Annotated in this window: 19 protein-coding genes; 13 read left to right on the top strand and 6 right to left on the bottom strand. The window is 59.3% G+C overall.

Features of this window, described 5'->3' with window-relative positions; genetic code table 11:
* Window positions 1–118: 118 nt before the first annotated feature.
* From OC445_RS19160 to OC445_RS19130, 7 genes are all read left to right on the top strand, one after another.
* On the top strand, window positions 119–1,378 hold the full coding sequence (locus tag OC445_RS19160; RefSeq protein WP_198790634.1) for an AGE family epimerase/isomerase: 1,260 nt from the start codon (window positions 119–121) through the stop codon (window positions 1,376–1,378).
* 104 nt (window positions 1,379–1,482) lie between these two features.
* On the top strand, window positions 1,483–2,769 hold the full coding sequence (locus OC445_RS19155; RefSeq protein ID WP_198790633.1) for an ABC transporter substrate-binding protein: 1,287 nt from the start codon (window positions 1,483–1,485) through the stop codon (window positions 2,767–2,769).
* A 169-nt stretch (window positions 2,770–2,938) separates the two neighbouring features.
* Window positions 2,939–3,847, top strand: a complete 909-nt coding sequence (locus tag OC445_RS19150; protein WP_003193765.1) for a carbohydrate ABC transporter permease — start codon at window positions 2,939–2,941, stop codon at window positions 3,845–3,847.
* Entirely contained in the window at window positions 3,840–4,685 is an 846-nt protein-coding gene (locus OC445_RS19145; RefSeq protein WP_003193763.1) for a carbohydrate ABC transporter permease, read from the top strand. Before OC445_RS19150 ends, OC445_RS19145 begins: the two co-directional genes overlap by 8 nt.
* Window positions 4,686–4,687: 2 nt before the next feature.
* A complete protein-coding gene (locus tag OC445_RS19140; protein WP_096144824.1) occupies window positions 4,688–5,848 on the top strand; it encodes an ABC transporter ATP-binding protein in 1,161 nt (386 codons plus the stop codon).
* An 85-nt stretch (window positions 5,849–5,933) separates the two neighbouring features.
* Window positions 5,934–7,280 carry a carbohydrate porin gene (locus tag OC445_RS19135; RefSeq protein ID WP_054896702.1) on the top strand — a complete coding sequence of 449 codons (1,347 nt, stop codon included), beginning with the start codon at window positions 5,934–5,936 and terminating at the stop codon, window positions 7,278–7,280.
* 98 nt (window positions 7,281–7,378) lie between these two features.
* Window positions 7,379–8,224, top strand: a complete 846-nt coding sequence (locus tag OC445_RS19130; protein WP_054896703.1) for a D-hexose-6-phosphate mutarotase — start codon at window positions 7,379–7,381, stop codon at window positions 8,222–8,224.
* Window positions 8,225–8,412: 188 nt separating this feature from the next.
* Here the strand turns inward: OC445_RS19130 and OC445_RS19125 are convergent, their stop codons facing one another.
* Window positions 8,413–9,273, bottom strand: a complete 861-nt coding sequence (locus OC445_RS19125; RefSeq protein WP_169856377.1) for a MurR/RpiR family transcriptional regulator — start codon at window positions 9,271–9,273, stop codon at window positions 8,413–8,415.
* A 220-nt stretch (window positions 9,274–9,493) separates the two neighbouring features.
* Between OC445_RS19125 and zwf the strand changes: the two genes are divergently transcribed.
* Genes zwf through OC445_RS19110 form a run of 3 tightly spaced genes read left to right on the top strand, consistent with a single transcriptional unit; the run spans window position 9,494 to window position 12,343 of the window.
* A complete protein-coding gene (gene zwf, locus OC445_RS19120) occupies window positions 9,494–10,960 on the top strand; it encodes a glucose-6-phosphate dehydrogenase (protein ID WP_034128521.1) in 1,467 nt (488 codons plus the stop codon).
* A complete protein-coding gene (pgl, locus tag OC445_RS19115) occupies window positions 10,947–11,660 on the top strand; it encodes a 6-phosphogluconolactonase (protein ID WP_034128520.1) in 714 nt (237 codons plus the stop codon). Before zwf ends, pgl begins: the two co-directional genes overlap by 14 nt.
* Before the next feature lie 17 nt (window positions 11,661–11,677).
* Window positions 11,678–12,343: a bifunctional 4-hydroxy-2-oxoglutarate aldolase/2-dehydro-3-deoxy-phosphogluconate aldolase gene (locus tag OC445_RS19110; RefSeq protein WP_026067364.1), complete on the top strand. Its 666-nt coding sequence runs from the start codon at window positions 11,678–11,680 to the stop codon at window positions 12,341–12,343.
* A gap of 205 nt (window positions 12,344–12,548) precedes the next feature.
* On the opposite strand, the gene OC445_RS19105 is transcribed toward OC445_RS19110, so the two are convergent.
* Both OC445_RS19105 and OC445_RS19100 read right to left on the bottom strand, forming a co-directional pair.
* Window positions 12,549–13,724 (bottom strand): aminotransferase class V-fold PLP-dependent enzyme, encoded by a 1,176-nt coding sequence (locus OC445_RS19105; RefSeq protein WP_198790631.1) that lies wholly within the window; start codon window positions 13,722–13,724, stop codon window positions 12,549–12,551.
* A 10-nt stretch (window positions 13,725–13,734) separates the two neighbouring features.
* Window positions 13,735–13,971, bottom strand: coding sequence for a DUF3820 family protein (locus OC445_RS19100; protein ID WP_003193750.1), 237 nt, complete (start codon window positions 13,969–13,971; stop codon window positions 13,735–13,737).
* A 204-nt stretch (window positions 13,972–14,175) separates the two neighbouring features.
* Here OC445_RS19100 and OC445_RS19095 point away from each other — a divergent pair, with 204 nt between their 5' ends.
* Window positions 14,176–14,643: a ferritin-like domain-containing protein gene (locus tag OC445_RS19095; RefSeq protein ID WP_034128518.1), complete on the top strand. Its 468-nt coding sequence runs from the start codon at window positions 14,176–14,178 to the stop codon at window positions 14,641–14,643.
* A gap of 147 nt (window positions 14,644–14,790) precedes the next feature.
* On the opposite strand, the gene OC445_RS19090 is transcribed toward OC445_RS19095, so the two are convergent.
* Together OC445_RS19090 and OC445_RS19085 are read right to left on the bottom strand one after the other, a co-directional pair.
* A complete protein-coding gene (locus tag OC445_RS19090; protein WP_003193747.1) occupies window positions 14,791–15,261 on the bottom strand; it encodes a MaoC family dehydratase in 471 nt (156 codons plus the stop codon).
* Window positions 15,262–15,317: 56 nt separating this feature from the next.
* Window positions 15,318–16,262: an alpha/beta hydrolase gene (locus OC445_RS19085; protein ID WP_198790629.1), complete on the bottom strand. Its 945-nt coding sequence runs from the start codon at window positions 16,260–16,262 to the stop codon at window positions 15,318–15,320.
* Between the two features lie 219 nt (window positions 16,263–16,481).
* Here OC445_RS19085 and fadD2 point away from each other — a divergent pair, with 219 nt between their 5' ends.
* Window positions 16,482–18,170 carry a long-chain-fatty-acid--CoA ligase FadD2 gene (fadD2, locus tag OC445_RS19080; protein ID WP_262020286.1) on the top strand — a complete coding sequence of 563 codons (1,689 nt, stop codon included), beginning with the start codon at window positions 16,482–16,484 and terminating at the stop codon, window positions 18,168–18,170.
* Window positions 18,171–18,551: 381 nt separating this feature from the next.
* On the top strand, window positions 18,552–20,243 hold the full coding sequence (fadD1, locus tag OC445_RS19075; protein ID WP_198790627.1) for a long-chain-fatty-acid--CoA ligase FadD1: 1,692 nt from the start codon (window positions 18,552–18,554) through the stop codon (window positions 20,241–20,243).
* Between the two features lie 162 nt (window positions 20,244–20,405).
* On the opposite strand, the gene OC445_RS19070 is transcribed toward fadD1, so the two are convergent.
* Complete coding sequence (locus OC445_RS19070; RefSeq protein ID WP_003193739.1) at window positions 20,406–20,783, bottom strand: hypothetical protein; 378 nt, start codon at window positions 20,781–20,783, stop codon at window positions 20,406–20,408.
* Window positions 20,784–20,824 lie beyond the last annotated feature (41 nt).

Here is a 20,824-nt window from a genome sequence, read left to right as displayed (position 1 = left end):
CCTACATTCGGGTGTTGATTGTCACCACTCGGTGACATTTCTTTTCCCCTTCGTTACTTGCCCCTGCCGCGCCCTTGTTTAGACTCCGGTCATCCCAAAAAAACAATAAGGGCCACCCATGACCACCCACCCACTGCCTGCCAGCAGTTGGCTGAATGCACCTGCCCATCACGCTTGGCTCGCCGCGGAAGGCCAGCGCCTGTTGGCGTTCGCCAAGGCATCGCGCCTGCCGGACGGGTTCGGCAACCTCGACGATAAAGGCCAGTTGCCGGCCAATGCTCGCGCCGAAACCATGAACACCGCGCGCATGACCCACAGCTTTGCCATGGCCCATGCCATGGGGTTGCCGGGTTATGCCGAGCTGGTGGCGCACGGTGTGGCAGCGCTCAGCGGCCCGCTGCGTGACAGTGAGCACGGTGGTTGGTTCGCCGCGCCCCAGGCGGCTGATGGCAACACCGGCAAGGCCGCCTACCTGCACGCCTTCGTGGCCCTCGCCGCCAGCTCTGCCGTGGTGGCCGGCGCGCCGGGTGCGCGCACATTAATGAACGACGCCGTCCATATCATCGACCAGTTCTTCTGGAGCGAAGAGGAGGGCGTCATGCTCGAATCCTTTGCCCGGGACTGGAACGGCGTCGAAGCCTATCGTGGCGCCAACAGCAACATGCACGCCACCGAAGCTTTCCTGGCATTGGCCGATGTCAGTGGTGATACACGTTGGCTGGACCGTGCGCTGCGCATCGTCGAACGGGTGATCCACACCCATGCCGCTGGCAACCAATTCATGGTCATCGAACATTTCGATGCGCACTGGAAGCCGTTGCTCGGATACAACCAAGACAACCCCGCCGATGGCTTTCGCCCCTACGGCATCACCCCCGGCCATGGTTTCGAATGGGCGCGGTTGCTGCTGCACCTTGAAGCTGCGCGCCTCAAGGCCAAGCTGGCCACGCCGGACTGGCTGGTGAGCGACGCCAAAGGCCTGTTCGCCAGTGCCTGCGAGTACGCCTGGGCGGTGGATGGTGCGCCGGGCCTTGTCTACACTCTGGATTGGAACCAGCGCCCGGTGGTACGCGAGCGCCTGCACTGGACCCATGCTGAAGCCAGCGCCGCTGCTCAGGCGCTGCTCAAACGTACCGGCGAGCTGCATTACGAAACCTGGTACCGACGCTTCTGGGAGTTTTGCGAAACCCACTTCATCGACCGGCTCCAGGGCAGTTGGCACCACGAACTCAGCCCGCACAACCAACCCAGCAGTAAAATCTGGGGCGGCAAACCTGACCTGTACCATGCCTGGCAAGCGGTCGTGCTGCCTGCACTGCCCTTGGCACCCAGCCTGGCCAGTGCATTGGGCAGCGGTTGTTATGTCACCAGATGGTGACATTTGTACGTCCCTTTGTTACCTGCGCCCCGAAAATCCATGTTTAAACTCCGTGCAGCGCAAGCTCTAGACTTGCATGCATAACAACAAGAAAAGGTACTCAGATGAACGCGATTAATCGCCTCGCCGTCGCTATTTCCATTGCCTCGTTGTTCCCCCTCAGTGCATTTGCCGCCGACTCCAAAGGTACGGTGGAAGTGGTGCATTGGTGGACCTCCGGCGGTGAAAAAGCGGCTGTGGATGTCCTGAAGGCCCAAGTTGAGAAAGACGGCTTCACCTGGAAAGACGGTGCAGTGGCAGGCGGCGGTGGCGCCACCGCCATGACCGTGCTGAAAAGCCGTGCGGTCGCTGGCAACCCGCCAGGCGTTGCCCAGATCAAAGGCCCCGATATCCAGGAATGGGCCTCTACTGGCCTGCTCGACACCGACGTGCTCAAAGACGTCGCCAAAGAAGAAAAATGGGATTCGCTGCTCGACAAGAAAGTCTCCGACACCGTGAAATACGAAGGTGACTACGTGGCCGTGCCGGTGAATATCCACCGCGTGAACTGGCTGTGGATCAACCCGGAAGTCTTCAAGAAAGCCGGCATCACCAAGAACCCAACCACCCTCGAAGAATTCTATGCAGCGGGCGACAAGCTCAAGGCTGCAGGCTTCATTGCGCTCGCCCACGGCGGCCAGCCTTGGCAGGACAGCACCGTGTTCGAAGCGGTGGTGCTTTCGGTAATGGGCGCTGATGGCTACAAGAAAGCGCTGGTCGACCTGGATAACGGCGCACTGACCGGCCCGGAAATGGTCAAGGCCCTCACCGAGCTGAAGAAAGTCGCGACCTACATGGACGTCGACGGCAAGGGCCAGGACTGGAACCTGGAAGCTGGCAAGGTCATCAACGGCAAGGCCGGCATGCAGATCATGGGTGACTGGGCCAAGTCTGAATGGACCGCCGCCAAGAAAGTCGCCGGCAAGGATTATGAGTGCGTTGCGTTCCCGGGCACTGATAAAGCCTTCACCTACAACATCGACTCCCTGGCGGTGTTCAAGCAGAAAGACAAAGGCACTGCCGCTGGTCAGCAGGACATCGCCAAAGTAGTGCTGGGTGAAAACTTCCAGAAGGTGTTCAGCATCAACAAGGGCTCGATCCCTGTGCGTAACGACATGCTGACCAAGATGGAATCCTACGGCTTTGATTCCTGCGCCCAGACCGCCGCCAAGGACTTCCTGGCCGACGCCAAGACTGGCGGCCTGCAGCCAAGCATGGCGCACAACATGGCCACCACCCTGGCGGTGCAAGGTGCGTTCTTTGATGTCGTGACCAACTTCATCAACGACCCGAAAGCCGACCCGGCCGACACGGCCAAGAAGCTTGGCGCGGCGATCAAGTCGGCCAAGTAACACCCTATGTAGGAACCCGGCTTGCTGTGGCGAGGGAGCTTGCTCCCGCTGGGGTGTGAAGCGCCCCCAAAGGCAGCGTCTGCTTCGCAGCCGAGCGGGAGCAAGCTCCCTCGCCACAAAAGCGGGTTCCTGCAGGCTGTAGTCCTTTTTCCCTGTACTGGATTTTCCCATGAGTTCTGTTGCTGTGTTCAGCAAGGCCTCGCCATTCGATGTGCTGCAGCGCTGGCTCCCTAAACTGGTGCTGGCGCCGAGCATGTTCATCGTGCTGGTGGGCTTTTATGGCTACATCCTGTGGACGTTCGTGCTGTCGTTCACCACCTCGACCTTCCTGCCCAGCTACAAATGGGCGGGCCTGGCGCAGTATCAGCGGCTGTTCGATAACGACCGCTGGTGGGTGGCGAGCAAGAACCTGGCCGTGTTCGGCGGCATGTTCATCGGCATCACCCTGGTGATCGGTGTGCTGCTGGCGATTTTCCTCGACCAGAAAATCCGCCGCGAAGGCTTTATCCGCACCATTTACCTGTACCCGATGGCGCTCTCCATGATCGTCACCGGTACCGCCTGGAAATGGCTGCTCAACCCGGGCATGGGCCTGGACAAACTCCTGCGGGACTGGGGCTGGGAAGGCTTCCGTCTCGACTGGCTGATCGACCCGGACCGCGTGGTCTACTGCCTGGTGATCGCCGCTGTGTGGCAAGCCTCGGGCTTTATCATGGCGATGTTCCTCGCCGGCCTGCGCGGTGTTGATCAGTCGATCATCCGCGCTGCGCAGATCGATGGCGCAAGCCTGCCGCGTATCTACTGGAGCGTGGTGCTGCCGAGCCTGCGCCCGGTGTTCTTCAGTGCGGTGATGATCCTGGCGCACATTGCGATCAAGAGCTTCGACCTGGTGGCGGCAATGACCGCAGGCGGCCCGGGCTACTCGTCCGACCTGCCGGCTATGTTCATGTACTCGTTCACCTTCAGTCGCGGCCAGATGGGCATGGGTTCGGCCAGTGCGATCCTGATGCTCGGTGCGATCCTCGCGATCATTGTGCCGTACCTGTATTCCGAGCTGAGGACCAAGCGCAATGACTAGTCTCGCCGCCAAACCTGCCATCAGCCTGAGCCGCATCGCGATCTACGCGGTGCTGATCCTGGCGGTTCTGCTGTACCTGGTGCCGTTGGTGGTGATGCTGCTCACCAGCTTCAAGACCCCGGAAGACATCAGCACCGGTAACCTGCTGAGCTGGCCCACCGTGGTCAGCGGTATCGGCTGGGTCAAGGCCTGGGCCACCGTGGATGGCTACTTCTGGAACTCGATCAAGATCACCGTTCCTGCTGTGCTCATCTCTACCGCCATTGGCGCCTTGAACGGCTACGTGCTGTCGTTCTGGCGCTTCCGGGGTTCGCAGCTGTTCTTCGGCCTGCTGCTGTTCGGCTGCTTCCTGCCGTTCCAGACTGTGCTGCTGCCCGCGTCGTTCACCCTCGGCAAGATGGGCCTGGCCAGCACCACCACCGGCCTGGTGTTTATCCACGTGGTCTACGGCCTGGCGTTCACCACGCTGTTCTTCCGTAACTACTACGTGAGCATCCCGGATGCGCTGATCAAGGCAGCACGCCTGGACGGAGCGGGTTTTTTCACCATCTTCCGCCGGATCATCCTGCCGATGTCGACGCCGATCATCATGGTCTGCTTGATCTGGCAGTTCACCCAGATCTGGAACGACTTCCTGTTCGGTGTGGTGTTCTCCAGTGGCGACTCCCAGCCCATCACGGTGGCGCTGAACAACCTGGTCAACACCAGTACCGGGGCCAAGGAATATAACGTGGATATGGCGGCGGCGATGATCGCCGGGCTGCCGACCCTGCTGGTCTATGTGATCGCAGGCAAGTATTTCGTGCGCGGCCTCACGGCCGGCGCGGTCAAGGGGTAATCATGGCTACGCTTGAACTTCGCAATGTAAACAAGACCTATGGCGCCGGCCTGCCCGACACCTTGAAGAACATTGAACTGTCGATCAAGGAAGGCGAGTTCCTCATCCTGGTCGGCCCGTCGGGCTGTGGTAAATCCACGCTGATGAACTGCATCGCCGGCCTTGAGACCATCACCGGCGGCGCGATCATGATCGGTGATCAAGACGTGAGCGGCATGAGCCCCAAGGACCGTGACATCGCCATGGTGTTCCAGTCCTACGCGTTGTACCCGACCATGAGCGTGCGCGAGAACATCGAGTTCGGCCTCAAGATCCGCAAGATGCCGCAAGCCGACATCGACGCCGAAGTGGCGCGCGTGGCCAAGTTGCTGCAGATCGAACACCTGCTCAACCGCAAGCCGGGCCAGTTGTCCGGTGGCCAGCAACAGCGCGTGGCCATGGGCCGTGCCCTGGCGCGTCGGCCGAAGATCTACCTGTTCGACGAACCGCTGTCCAACCTCGACGCCAAGCTGCGGGTCGAGATGCGTACCGAAATGAAGCTGATGCACCAGCGTCTGAAAACCACCACCGTCTACGTGACCCACGACCAGATCGAAGCGATGACCCTGGGCGACAAAGTGGCGGTGATGAAGGACGGCATCATTCAGCAATTCGGCACCCCGAAGGAAATTTACAACGACCCTGCCAACCTGTTTGTGGCAAGCTTTATCGGTTCACCACCGATGAACTTCGTTCCCATGCGTCTAAAACGCCAGAACGGTGGTCTGGTCGCGCTGCTCGACAGCGGCCAGGCCCGTTGCGAGTTGCCGCTGGGCATGAATGACGCCGGGTTGGAAGACCGCGATGTGATCTTGGGCCTGCGCCCGGAGCAGATCGTGCTGGCAGCGGGCGAGGGCAACGGCTCGTCGAGCATTCGCGCCGAAGTGCAGGTGACCGAGCCTACCGGCCCGGACACCCTGGTGTTTGTGCAGCTCAATGACACCAAGGTCTGCTGCCGTTTGGCGCCGGACGTGGCACCGCAAGTGGGCGAGACACTGACCTTGCAGTTCGACCCGGCCAAGGTATTGCTGTTTGACGCCAAGACCGGTGAGCGGTTGGGCGCAGTGGCTTCATTGCCGGCACAGGGGCATGCCGACAATGTGACCCAGTTCAAGGGGCGTTGAGCAAGATAAGTGATTGTTTTAGTTAAAAAATGTAACCCGCGTTAGATAAAAACAGTTTAATAACAATAAAGACGAGGATGTAGGGATGAAAAAGCAACACAACAACACCCGGCTGATCTGCCAACTGTCAGCGGCAGCAGCCCTTGTATTGTCCGCCAATGCGATGGCGGCCGATGCATTCAGCGCCGATTCCAAGTGGATGACCGGCGATTGGGGCGGCGAGCGTACCAAGCTGATCGAGCAAGGTATCGACATCAAGGCCGACTACGTGGGCGAGATGGGCTACAACGCCCACGGCGGCTACAACGACGACAAGACCGGTCGTTACTCCGACCAGTTCGGTCTGGGCGTGGCGCTGGACCTGGAAAAATTGTGGGGCTGGGATAACACCCAGGCCAAGATCCAGTTGACCAATCGTAATGGCCAGAACATCTCCAATGACCGCATTGGCGACCCGCGTGCCGGCACCTTGAGTTCCTCGCAAGAAGTGTATGGCCGTGGCCACATGGTGCGTCTGACCCAGTTCTGGATTCAGCACCAGATGTTCGACAACAAGCTGGACGTGAAGCTCGGTTACTTCGGTGAAGGCGAAGACTTCAACACCTTCCCTTGCGACTTCCAGAACCTGTCGTTCTGCGGCTCGCAGGTCGGTAACTACGTCAATACCTGGTACAACTGGCCGGTCGCCCAGGCCGCTATCCGCGTGAAATACAACATCACGCCTGAGCTGTATGCGCAAATCGGTGCCTACAACCAGAACCCGTCGCAGTTGGAGCACGGCAACGGCTTCAAACTCAGCGGCAGTGGTACCAAGGGCACCGTGATTCCGGTGGAATTGGTCTGGTCGCCGAAGGTTAATAACCTGCCGGGCGAATACCGTGTGGGTTTCTATAAAAGTGCGGCCGATGCTCCGGATGTACGTGAAGACGTCAACGGTAACGATGCGGTCCTCAGCGGCGCCGACTTCCGTACCCGCAGCAGCAAGAAAGGCTACTGGTTCGTTGCGCAACAGCAACTCACCACCCATAACGGCGACGCTTCCCGTGGCCTGAACATTGCAGCCAACGCGACCTTCCATGACAAGGAAACCAACCTGGTCGACAACTACCAGTCGTTGATGCTCGTGTACAAAGGCCCATTCGACGCGCGTCCAAAAGATGACGTCGGCATTGGCGTCGCTCGCCTGCATGTCAACGATGACGTGAAGAAGAACTCTCAATTGCTCAATGCCGCCAATGGTGTGAGCGACTACGACAATCCGCTGTACACGCCGATTCGTGAGACTGAGTACAACGTCGAACTCAACTACGGTTTCCACGTCACCAACTGGCTGACTGTGCGTCCGAACCTGCAGTACGTTGTCCAGCCTGGCGGCGTGGATAAAGTCGACAACGCGCTGGTAGCGGGCCTGAAAATTCAGTCTACGTTCTAACGCTGTTGCGATAAGCTCCTCTCTCTGTGCGCATTTGCGGGTAGCCATGGCTATCCGCTTTTTTTTGCGTGGCACTGTGATATTCGGGACCTGGGCACATGCACGAGCAACCGCTGCAACGCTTTTTCAAATCCCTGCGCGAGCGTCCGGTGTTCGCCTGGGAGCGCTTTCAGATGCGCGATGTGTTGGTGATCGACCATCCGCTGTGCCAGGCGGTGTTCAGTCGCCAGGGCGCGCAATTGTTGCATTTTCAGCCCACCGGCCAGAAGCCCTGGCTCTGGTGCGCGGCCAAGTGGCCACAGGTCGGCGCCATTCGGGGCGGCGTACCGGTGTGCTGGCCGTGGTATGGCCGCCACCCCAGCGAAAATGCCTGGCCTTCCCACGGATGGGCCCGCTTGATCGACTGGAAACTGCTCGACAGCAGCACCGATGACGACGGCGTGCGCCTGCATTGGCAATTGCAGCTGTGCGACTGGCAGGTGGACTTGCACGCGCACCTGGGTGACACCCTGGAACTGCGCCTGAGCACCGAGCATCACGACGAGCTGCCGTGCCAGTTGAGTCATGCATTGCACGCTTACTGGCGTATTGGTCACGTTGATGAGGTAGCGCTGTCTGGGCTCGAAGGAGCACAAGGTTACGACCAGCTCAATCGCCAGGTTTGCCAGCAGGAAGGTGAATTGCGGGTCGATGGCGGATGTCAGCGGGTGTTCCAGCATGAGGGCGAATTGCAGCTCAAGGACCACGCCTGGCAGCGTGAACTGTGCATCGACACCGGCGACAGCGCCGACACGGTGGTGTGGCACCCGGGGAGCCGGCCGCTGTTGGGCGTGAGCTTTAACGAAGCGTCGGGGTTTGTGTGCGTAGAGGCGGCGATGGCGGCAGCGAGCCTGGCGCCGGGGGAGAGGGCCCACTTGAGTTTACAGGCCAGGGCAGGGGTTTAGCGGTATGGCTGATGGCGCTATCGCAGGTACTGCTGGAAGAGCTGCCTGCTAGTTGAATTCATGATCGTTCCCACGCTCCGCGTGGGAATGCAGCCTATGACGCTCCGCGTCACGACGCTAAAGGCAGACGCAGAGCGTCCAGTGAGGCATTCCCACGCGGAGCGTGGGAACGATCAGTTGACACGGATTTAGTTGAATTCATCCCCCACCGGATATCGGCTGTCATTCAAGCTCTCTTTGATCTTGCGCAAATGCGGCTGGAAATCCACTCCGCGACGCAGGGTCATACCCGTTGCCAATACGTCCAATACCGTCAATTGGATAATCCGAGAAGTCATCGGCATGTAGATATCCGTGTCTTCCGGCAACGGGATGTTCAGGCTCACCGTACTGGCCTTGGCCAGCGGCGAGTTTTCGGCGGTCACGCCCAGCACTGACGCACCGTTTTCCCGAGCGATACGCGCCACTTCCACCAGCTCGCGGGTACGGCCGGTGTAGGAAATGATCACGAACAACTCACCGGTGTGCGCCACCGAGGCGATCATGCGTTGCATCAGCACGTCGGCATGGGCGGTCACCGCCAGGTTGAAGCGGAAGAACTTGTGCAACGCGTCCATGGCCACGGGGGCCGAAGCGCCGAGGCCAAAGAAGTGGATTTGCCGCGCCTGGATCAACAAGTCCACGGCCTTGCTGATCAGCGCCGGGTCCAGGGCCTGGCACGCACTGTCCAAGGAGGCAATGGCGCTGCCAAAGATCTTCTGGGTGTAGGCCTCAGGGTTATCATCGGCCTCCACGGCGCGGCTGACATACGCGGCGCCACTGGCCAGGCTTTGCGCCAACTGCAATTTGAGTTCAGGGTAACCGCTGACACCGAACGAACGGCAGAAGCGGTTGACCGTCGGTTCACTGACCGAGGCGGCCTGGGCGAGGGCGGCGATCGAGAAGCGTGTGGCCTGCTGCGGGTTGAGCAGGATCACTTCAGCGACTTTGCGCTCGGCCTTGTTCAATTCTTCGAGGCGGTTCCGGATCTGTTCCAGAAGATTTCGCACGCGGTCCATTCAGTCTTTCCTTCGGGCGACGATGCAAATAAAAAGGCGGTAACCAATCGATGAGTGGCTTTTCGCGGTGGCCTATCCTACTGAGGGTAGCTGAACACCACCACTCGCAATGCGTATTTCGGGAAAATGTTGTGGTTATTACTACATTTTTCCTTGAGTGATGCCTTGAAAAAAGGTATTTGTAGCTTAACTTGATAAAAGAACAAACATCATGCCTTCGATAACCGTGGAACCCTGCACCTTTGCCCTGTTTGGCGCCTTGGGTGATCTGGCGCTGCGCAAGTTATTTCCTGCCCTTTATCAACTCGATGGCGCCGGGTTGCTGCACGACGACACACGCATCCTGGCCCTGGCCCGTGAAGCCGGCTCCGAGCAGCAACACCTGGCCCATATCGAAAAAGAATTGCGTAAATACGTCGGCAAAGAGCTCGACGAAGCCGTGGCCCAGCGTTTCCTCGCACGCCTGGCTTATGTGCATGTCGACTTCATGAAGGCCGACGACTACGTCGCCCTGGCCGAAAAAGCCGGCAGCGAGCAACGCCTGATTGCCTACTTCGCTACCCCGGCGGCGGTATACGGCGCGATCTGCGAAAACCTGTCCAAGGTCGGCCTGGCGGAAAATACCCGCGTAGTGCTGGAAAAACCCATCGGTTCGGACCTGGAGTCGTCGCGCAAGGTCAACGACGCCGTGGCGCAGTTCTTTCCGGAAAACCGCACCTACCGCATCGACCACTACCTGGGCAAAGAGACGGTGCAAAACCTGATCGCCCTGCGTTTCGCCAACAGCTTGTTCGAAACCCAGTGGAATCAGAACTACATCTCCCACGTGGAAATCACCGTGGCCGAGCAGGTTGGCATCGAAGGCCGTTGGGGTTACTTCGACAAGGCTGGCCAGCTGCGCGACATGATCCAGAATCACTTGTTGCAACTGCTTTGCCTGATTGCCATGGACCCGCCTGCCGACCTGTCCGCCGACAGCATCCGCGACGAGAAGGTCAAGGTGCTCAAGGCCCTGGCGCCGATCAGCCCCGAGGGCCTGACCACTCAGGTAGTCCGTGGCCAGTACATCGCCGGCTACAGCGCTGGTAAAGCCGTGCCGGGTTACCTGGAAGAAGACAACTCCAACACCCAGAGCGACACCGAGACGTTCGTTGCCCTGCGTGCCGATATCCGTAACTGGCGCTGGGCCGGCGTGCCGTTCTACCTGCGTACCGGCAAGCGTATGCCGCAAAAACTGTCGCAGATCGTCATTCACTTCAAGGAACCGTCCCACTACATCTTCGCCCCGGAGCAGCGTCTGCAGATCAGCAACAAGCTGATCATCCGCCTGCAGCCGGACGAAGGTATTTCCCTGCGTGTGATGACCAAGGAGCAGGGCCTGGACAAAGGCATGCAACTGCGCAGCGGACCACTGCAATTGAATTTTTCCGACACCTATCGCAGCGCACGCATCCCCGATGCCTACGAGCGATTGTTGCTGGAAGTGATGCGCGGCAATCAGAACCTGTTTGTTCGCAAAGATGAAATCGAAGCCGCGTGGAAGTGGTGTGACCAGTTGATCGCCGGGTGGAAAAAATCCGGTGATGCGCCCAAGCCTTATGCGGCGGGGTCCTGGGGGCCGATGAGCTCCATTGCACTGATCACGCGGGATGGGAGGTCGTGGTATGGCGATATCTGAATTGAAACTGCCTCAGGGCGTCACTGCCCATGAGTACCGTACGCCTGCGCTGCTGGCCGATGGCCTGGCCAATGACGTGGCTGAGCAACTGCGCTCGGCCATCAGTGCCCGTGGCGAGGCGACGTTGGTGGTGTCCGGTGGCCGCAGCCCCGTGGCGTTTTTCCAGAACCTGGCCAAGCAGGGCCTGGACTGGTCCAAGGTCACCATCACCCTGGCCGATGAACGCTGGGTGCCGGTCGAACATGCCGACAGCAATGCTGGCCTGTTGAAACAACACTTGCTGCAAGGTCCGGCGGCCAAGGCGAAGTTCTTGAGCCTGTACAGCCCCGCTGCCAATCTTGAAGACGCTGCCGAGCAGGCCGATCGCCTGCTGGGCGAGTTGCCAGCCATTGATGTGCTGGTGCTGGGCATGGGCGATGACGGCCACACCGCATCGCTGTTCCCCAACAGCCCTAACCTGAGCGAAGCGCTGAAGGCCGACGGTACCCGCCGTTGCTGGCCGATGCTGGCGCCCACTGTGCCGCACCAGCGCCTGACCATGAGTCGTGCGCTGCTGGCCACGGCCAGCTACACCGTGCTGTCGATTTCCGGCAGTTCGAAATTGACTACCTTGAGCGCCGCCCTGGCCAGCGACGATGTTGCTGCCATGCCGATTCGCGCGTTTTTGCAACCTACTCTAGAGATTTACTGGTGCCCATGAGCCAAGGATCAGCCGCTATGAAAAGCCCTCAACCGACCGTGTCCATGGCGGATAAAGTTGCCTTGATCGACAGCCTCTGCGCCAAGGCGCGGATCCTGCCGGTGATCACCATCGCCCGCGAGCAGGACATCCTGCCGTTGGCCGACGCCCTGGCCGCTGGCGGTTTGACCGCGCTGGAAGTGACCCTGCGTTCCGAGTTCGGCCTCAAGGCCATTCAGGTCTTGCGCGAGCAACGTCCTGAGCTGTGCACCGGTGCCGGTACCGTGCTCGACCGTCACATGCTCGAAGCGGCAGAAGTGGCAGGCTCGCAATTTATCGTCACCCCCGGCATCACCCGTGACTTGCTGGAAGCCTCGGTGCACAGCCCGATCCCGCTGTTGCCGGGCATCAGCAACGCCTCCGGCATCATGGAAGGCTACGGCCTGGGTTATCGCCGCTTCAAGCTGTTCCCGGCTGAAGTCAGCGGTGGTGTTGCTGCCATCAAGGCTCTCGGCGGCCCGTTCGGCGAAGTCAAATTCTGCCCGACTGGCGGTGTTGGCCCGGCCAACATCAAGAGCTACATGGCGTTGAAAAACGTGATGTGCGTGGGCGGCAGCTGGATGCTGGATCCGGAGTGGGTCAAGAACGGCGACTGGGCGCGTATCCAGGAAGTCACTGCCCAGGCGCTGGCGCTGCTGGACTGAACTGATTTATCGAATCGTTGTTGCTGTGCTTAACGGCATTTTTGCGGCGCACTTGGTCGGTGTGCCGCTTTTTTTTGCCTGTAAAAAAACCTCAAGCACATCGCCGCTTTGAAGGTGGGAGCTGGCTTGCCTGCGATAGCTCTTTATCAGTTAGCCCATCTTTGGCTGATACACCGTTATCGCAGGCAAGCCAGCTCCTACAGTTTTAAACGGTGTTTAGTTGGGTGATCGCATGGACTAGCGCATTGATGTCCGCCGCCGACGTCACCAGCCCCGGCGTCACCCGGATACAGGTGCCAAACGCTGCCCCCGTGCGCGTGGTGGTGAACAGGCCGTGCTCCTTGAGCAACCTGTCCGCCATCGCCTGCTGATTACGCCCGATGAACTTGAAGGCTGTGATCCCGCAATACAGTCGCGGGTCATCCGAGGTCAGCACTTCAATTCCCGGCAACGGCCGTACCTGGTTTACCCACAGGTTGCGCAGGTAATTGACGCGTGCGCCCTTGGCCGCCGCGCCACCCAACTGTCGATGCTCTTCAAACACCAGGGGCAAGGTCATCAGCGCCGGAAAGTTCGGCGTGCTGTAGGACGTACGCGCTCGCACATCGGTGGCTGGGTAGTGAAACTCGCCCATATCCGTGTCGATATCGGCCAGGCGCTCCGGTGCGATGTACAAAAAGCCCAGGGTCAGCGGCGCGCCGATCCACTTGTGCAGGTTGAAGCCTGCGAACTGAATGCCCAGTTCGGCCAGGTTGAAGTCGATCTGGCCCAAGGCGTGGGCGCCGTCGAGGATCACGTCGATTGCGCGTTCGCGCGCGGCCTTGGCAATGTCCGCAACCGGCATGACCAGGCCCGTACGGTGGGTCACATGGGTCAAGGCCATTAATTTCAGACGCGGGTACTGCACAAACGCATCGTGATAAGTCTGCACCAGGCTGTCGAAACTGGCCGGGTGGGTGTGGGCCACCTCTATCACTTCCACGCCGCGAATCGCTGCCAGCCAGCGCATGGCGCCTTTGACCGTGTCGTACTCCAGGTCGCTGATCAGCACCTGGTCGCCCGGTTGCAGGCGGTTGTAGTTACGGATCAGCGACTGCAAGGCTTCGGTGGCGTTACGGGTGAAAGCGACCGATTCGGGGTCGACATCAATCAACCCGGCCAACTGGCGGCGTATCTCGTTGTTTTCGCCCTGCTCAAAACGCTGGCGCACATGCACAGAGTTGCTGCGGTTGATAAAGCTGATGCGCTCAAGGTACTGGCCCTGCACCGCCCGGCTCATGCGCCCGAAGTAGCCGTTTTCCAGGTTGATCGGACCGGGCTCGTATTCATAGCGTTGGGCGATGGCCTGCCAGTGCGGGTCGTTATCGGCATTCCTTGGCATGGTGAGTCTCTTAGTGGCGGGGGGCGGGTCTGCCATGTTTGGCGCGCAGTGGTTCAAGCAATTCGGACAGGCCGTTGTGGTCGATTTCCTGCATCAAGGCCAGCAAACCGCCCAGTTCCCCGTGGGGGAAACCTTCACGGGCGAACCAATTCAGGTAGGGCCCAGGCAGGTCGGCAATGATCCGGCCTTTGTATTTGCCAAAGGGCATTTGGCGGGTGATCAGCAGTTCGAGTTTTTCGGGATTCATGAGCGTCGTAGGGTTGAGGCCAGGCTTTCGAAAATACAGGCATTCTGCATGAAGGCCAAATGACAGATCATGCAAATAACCAACATACAGATGGTTCAATAATTCGTAAGCTATTGAAAATAAACATAAAAATAATTTTTATGAACCTGGCACGGGCGCTGCAATAACCAAGGCAACCTTCTAACCCGTACAAGGAATTGAAAAATGACTGATATCAACAAAGAATCGATCTCCGTACTGAACGACCTGATCGAGACCAGCATCGACGGCCAAAAGGGTTTCAAGGAATGCGCTGAAGACATCAAGCATCCGGAACTCAAGGCATTGTTTGCCAAGCGTGCTGTTGATTGCGGTACCGCTGCCGAAGAACTGAAAACTGCTGTGCGTGCCCTGGGCGGCGATCCAGAGAAGTCCGGTAGTGTTGCCGGCGCCCTGCACCGTGGCTGGGTCGACGTGAAGTCGATGGTCACCGGCAAGGACGAAGAGGCCGTATTGAACGAAGCCGAGCGCGGTGAAGACCACGCACTGAAGGCTTACAAGGAAGCGATCGAGAAGATCAACAAGCACAACCTGGTGGGCATTCGTGACTTGGTTGAGCGTCAGTACCACGGTGTACAGCGCAACCACGACCAGGTAAAAGCCCTGCGTAACCAGGCTCGCGCTCAGTCGTAAGACCTGAGGTAAGACCTACGCTGGACCTAGTGTGGGAGCGGGCTTGCTCGCGAAAGCGGTGGATCAGTCACTGTTGTATTGGCTGATACACCGCATTCGCGGGCGAGCCCGCTCCCACATTTTTTTATGCAAAGGCTGGAATGTAGATCAGCCGATGCTGATTGGCGGCAGCTCGGTCAGGGTCACGACTTGCTGTTTGCGCGGCGCCAGAATCTCCGCCTCGCCATCGACTACCAACTCATCACGCTGGTTGAACACCCGAGTGGCAATGCGCACGCGAAACTTCGGCAGTTTCTCGAGGATTTCCAAGCGCACGGTCAGGGTGTCGCCGATCTTCACCGGTTTCTGGAAGGTCATTTGCTGGCCGATATAGATCGTGCCCGGCCCAGGCAGCTCGCAGGCCACTGCCGCGCTGATCAGCGCGCCGCTGAACATGCCGTGGGCAATCCGCTCCTTGAACATGGTCGCCTTGGCGTATTCAGCGTCCAGGTGCACCGGGTTGTGGTCACCCGACATGGCGGCGAACAACTGGATATCGCGCTCTTCGACGGTTTTGCTGAAGCTGGCAGTCTGGCCCACTTCAAGCGCTTCGTACGGGGTGTTGGTTACCTGGGTCATCTCAAGGTGCATCCTGTGGCTTAACGGTAATTAATCGGCTGATTTTAAAGCAAAAACTATTCGCAGCGGGTGGGCCTGCGCAACGCCAGCGCCTGGTCGAGCCAGGTCAGCAGGTCGGCGGTGACTTCATCACGGTTGGTTTCGTTGAATACTTCATGGCGCGCCTGGGGGTAAAGCGTCAATTGCACGTCCTGGCAACCGGCCTCACGCAGGGCGTGGGCCAGGTGCTTGAGACGCTTGCCTTCACTCACCGGATCACGATCGCCGCCCATCACCAGGATCGGCAGGCCGGGATCAATCTGCGTCAGGTTGGAGACTTTGCTGATCTGCTGCAAGCCGCCCAACAGGTCGATCCACAGTTGATTGGTGCAACGAAAGCCACAGAGTGGGTCGTTGATGTAGTTGTCCACTTCAACCGGGTCGCGGCTGAGCCAGTCAAACGCGGTGCGATTGGGTTTGAAGGCTTTGTTGAATGAGCCGAACGACAAGAAGTCGATCAACGCACTGCGTCCTCGCAGGCCTTGGCGTGCACGTTCGATGCGCGCAATGATTTGCGCTGCACGGTAGAGGGCCACCGGCTGGAAATTCGAGCCGCTGAGTATTGCGCCATGCAAGCTGGCGCTGTGATGCAGCAAGTATGCCTGGGAGATATAGCTGCCCATGCTGTGGCCCAGCAAGATGATCGGCAGCCCGGCATGCTGTTGGCCGATGTGCTGATTAAGGCTGGCCAGATCGCCCACGACTTTGTTCCAGCCATCCGTTTCAGCATATAGCCCAACGGTGCCGGCCTCGGCGGTACGGCCATGCCCACGCTGGTCCAGCGCATATACGCCATACCCTGCGCCACACAACGCTTGCGCCAGGCGCGCATAGCGACCGCCGTGCTCGGCCATGCCATGGGAAATCATCACCACGGCCCTGGGCGGGCCGTCGGGCATCCATTGGTTGACGTACAGACGGGTGTGGTCGTTCGCGGTCAGCCAGAAGGTGCTGTGGTTCATGGCGGCTTCCTTTGCTCAGGGTGGTTGCATTGTATAGCTCATCCGGCGTGGGGCGGGGTATCTGCCTACGCCTTAGGTACAAGATTCATACAATCAATGACACAGTTCAGCGTCTTGCCTGTTTGGCCATAGCTGCTAACTTCCCCAAAGCTCCGCTTCTTATTGCTGCACATCTGCATGGCAGCGGCCGGACACACTCAGGTAAAGAGGACAAGAATAATGCAACCTGATTTCTGGAATGACAAACGCGCGCCGGGAGTCCCCAATGCCATCGACCTCAGCACCTACAAGTCGGTGATCGAGGTCTTCGAGCGTTCCTGCAAGACCTTTGCCGACCGTCCGGCATTCAGCAGCATGGGCATTACCCTCACCTACGCCGAGCTTGAGCGCCAGAGTGCGGCGTTTGCCGGTTACCTGCAGCAGCACACCGACCTCAAGCCCGGCGAGCGCATCGCGGTGCAGCTGCCCAACGTGCTGCATTACCCGGTTGCGGTGTTCGGCGCACTGCGCGCCGGGCTGATCGTGGTCAACACCAACCCGCTTTATACGCCGCGCGAGATGCGCCATCAGTTCAAGGATGCCGGTGTGCGGGCGCTGGTCTACCTCAACCTGTTCGGTTCACGTGTGCAGGAGGTGTGCACCGACACGGAGATCGACTACCTGATCGAAGCCAGGATGGGCGATTTCATGCCCGCCGCCAAAGGCTGGCTGGTCAACACCGTGGTCGACAAAGTCAAGAAGATGGTCCCGGCCTACCACCTGCCGCGGGCGGTTTCGTTCAAGCGCGCCCTGCGCATGGGCGCGGGCCTTGGAGTGACGCGCCATCCGGTGACCCTGGACGACGTCGCCGTGCTGCAATACACCGGCGGCACCACTGGGCTGGCCAAGGGCGCGATGCTCACTCACGGCAACCTGGTGGCGAACATGCAGCAAGTGCGGGCGTGCATGTCGCAACTGGGCGACGACGGCCATCCGCTGATCAAGGAAGGGCAGGAGGTGATGATTGCACCGCTGCCGCTGTACCACATCTATGCATTCACGGCCAATTGCATGTGCATGATGGTCTCCGGTAACCACAACGTGCTGATCACCAACCCACGGGACATCGGCGGGTTTATCAAGGAGCTCAAACAGTGGCAGTTCTCCGGCCTGTTGGGGCTCAACACACTGTTTGTGGCGCTGATGGACCACCCGGATTTCAAGACCCTGGATTTCTCCCACCTGAAGATTACCAACTCCGGCGGCACCGCCCTGGTCAAGGCCACGGCGGAACGCTGGAAAGCGGTGACCGGCTGCGCCATCGGCGAAGGCTACGGCCTCACCGAAACCTCGCCAGTGGCCAGTACCAACCCCTACGGCGGCCTGTCGCGCCTGGGTACCGTGGGCATCCCGGTGCCGGGTACAGCGATGAAGGTCGTGGATGACCTGGGGCAAGACCTGCCGTTGGGCGAGCGCGGCGAGCTGTGCATCCAGGGCCCACAAGTGATGAAGGGCTACTGGCAGCAACCGGCCGCCACCGCCGAAACCCTGGACGCCGATGGCTGGTTGAAGACCGGTGACATTGCGGTGATCGACACCGATGGCTACATCAGTATTGTGGATCGCAAGAAGGATTTGATCATCGTCTCGGGTTTCAACGTGTACCCCAACGAAATTGAAGACGTGATCATGGCCCACCCGGCCGTGGCCAACTGCGCCGTGATCGGCGTACCGGACGAGCGCACGGGGGAGGCGGTGAAGCTGTTCGTGGTGGCACGGGCCCAGGGGGTGAGCCTCGAGGAACTGAAGGCGTACTGCAAGGCCAACTTCACGGGGTACAAGGTGCCCAAGCATATTGTGTTGAGAGAGTCGTTGCCGATGACGCCGGTGGGGAAAATTCTGCGCCGGGAGCTGCGCGACATCGCTTGAATTGAAATAGGGTACAAAAATGTGGGAGCTGGTTTGCCCGCGATAGCAGTTTTTTAGTCGCCTGTTGAATTGACTGATCCACCGCTATCGCAGGCAAGCCAGCTCCCACACTGTATTTTTCGCCCTTGATAGCCTGTTCTAGAGCCATTCCTGGTGTTATAGAATTTTTGCTCTAAAAGTGACCATTGGATATTCTTGAGTCATGTTTATGACTGTAGGGCCCTCTTTTGGCTCTAGGCGCCCCTTGGCAAAGCTGCTACTCTCGGCGCGCTTTGTGACTTCTAGGCCTGCTTGAAAGCGCCAGACTCACCTAAAAACATACACCAATAATAATCGCATCAAATGCGATGATGAATTCGCGTCGCTGAGGAGTGGGCTTCCATGAATGAAGACTTTTGGAAGGATAAGTACCCCGCCGGGATTGCTGCACAGATCAATCCAGACGAGTATCCGAATATTCAGGCGGTACTGAAGCAGTCCTGCCAGCGCTTCGCCAACAAACCGGCTTTCAGCAACCTGGGCAAGACAATCACCTACGGTGAACTGTACGAATTGTCCGGCGCATTCGCCGCGTATCTGCAACAGCATACCGATTTGAAGCCTGGCGATCGAATCGCCGTGCAACTGCCCAACGTTCTGCAATACCCCGTCGCTGTATTCGGTGCGATCCGCGCCGGCCTGATCGTGGTCAACACCAACCCGCTGTATACCGCGCGGGAGATGGAACACCAATTCAATGATTCGGGGGCCAAGGCCCTGGTTTGCCTGGCCAACATGGCGCACCTGGCTGAAAAAGTCGTGCCCAAGACCGCCGTCAAGCACGTGATCGTCACCGAAGTTGCCGACCTGCTCTCGCCGTTCAAGCGCGTGCTGATCAACAGCGTGATCAAGTACGTGAAGAAAATGGTCCCGGCCTATCATCTGCCCCAGGCCATCAAATTCAACGACGTACTCGCCAAGGGCCATGGCCAGCCGGTCAACGATGCCAGCCCGGCCAGCGGCGATGTGGCCGTGTTGCAATACACCGGCGGTACCACCGGCGTGGCCAAGGGCGCGATGCTGACCCACCGCAACCTCGTCGCCAACATGCTGCAATGCAAGGCGCTGATGGGCTCCAACCTCAATGAAGGCTGCGAGATCCTGATCACGCCGCTGCCGCTCTACCACATCTATGCCTTCACCTTTCATTGCATGGCGATGATGCTGATCGGCAACCACAACATCCTGATCAGCAACCCGCGCGACCTGCCGGCGATGGTCAAGGAACTGTCGAAGTGGAAGTTCAGCGGCTTCGTCGGCCTCAACACCCTGTTCGTGGCACTGTGCAACAACGAAGGTTTCCGCAAGCTGGACTTCTCTGCGCTGAAGGTCACCCTATCGGGCGGCATGGCGTTGCAGCTGGCGGCGGCGGAGCGTTGGAAGGCCGTGACCGGCTGCGCGATCTGCGAAGGCTACGGCATGACCGAAACCAGCCCGGTGGCCACGGTCAACCCGATCCAGCACATCCAGATCGGCACCATCGGCATTCCGGTGCCTTCCACCGCGTGTAAAGTCATCGCCGACGACGGTACCGAGCTTGCACTGGGCGAAACTGGCGAGTTGTGCGTGAAAGGTCCGCAAGTGATGAAGGGCTACTGGCAGCGCCAGGAAGCTACCGACGAGATGCTTGACAGCGAGGGTTGGCTGAAGACCGGCGACATCGCGATCATCCAGCCAGACGGCTACATGCGTATCGTCGACCGCAAGAAGGACATGATTCTGGTCTCCGGCTTCAACGTCTACCCCAACGAGCTGGAAGACGTGCTGGCGGGCCTGCCGGGTGTGCTGCAGTGTGCGGCTATCGGCGTACCGGATGAAAAATCCGGCGAGCACATCAAGTTGTTCATCGTGGTCAAGCCAGGGGCTACCCTGACCAAGGACCAGGTGATGGGGCACATGCGCGCCAACGTCACCGGCTACAAAGTGCCCAAGGCCGTGGAGTTCCGTGATGCGCTGCCGACCACCAACGTGGGCAAGATCCTGCGGCGTGAATTGCGTGATGAAGAACTGAAGAAACTCGGTCTTAAAAAGTAACCCATAAAAAACCCCGCCGATGCGGGGTTTTTTATGAGGGCGCTGGCGAAACACTTACCCCCGTGGGAGCTGGCTTGCCTGCGATAGCGCTACAGCAGCCATTGCTGTATCGCCTGACTCACTGCCATCGCGGGCAAGCCCGCTCCCACAGGGTTACCGGGCTTACAACGCGAACTGCGCGAAGCTCACACCCGCACCGGCGGGGCGTACGTCCTTCAAGAACGAGTCCTTATCCGCGCTTAGCTCCAGGGTAATCTCCGGCTTGCGCTTGCCCGCATTGCGTACCACCAGCCCTTCGAGTTTTTCACGCAGGAACACGGTCGGCACCTTCAGGTGCAGCAACTGGTCGGTGTCGGCGTTGTGCATCAACAGGTGGATCCACTCGTACTGGCCCACGGCAATACGCCCCACCGGCAGGTCGAACCACCAGATGTTGCGTTTGCGGTCCAGGTCGGTGAAGTGGCAGTTGTTGACGCCGAGTACGGCACCGCCCAGTTCCTGGTTTCTGCGGGCAATGGCCTGTGCTTTATTGAGTTTCATAACCTTCCTACGGGATCTGTTATTCAGCGTTGCAGCCTGAA

It is taken from the genome of Pseudomonas sp. Pse35 (assembly GCF_024519715.1).
Taxonomy (GTDB): Bacteria; Pseudomonadota; Gammaproteobacteria; order Pseudomonadales; family Pseudomonadaceae; genus Aquipseudomonas; species Aquipseudomonas paracarnis.
The sequence above is the reverse complement of the archived record's forward strand: the minus strand, read 5'-3'. Positions and strand labels throughout refer to the sequence as shown.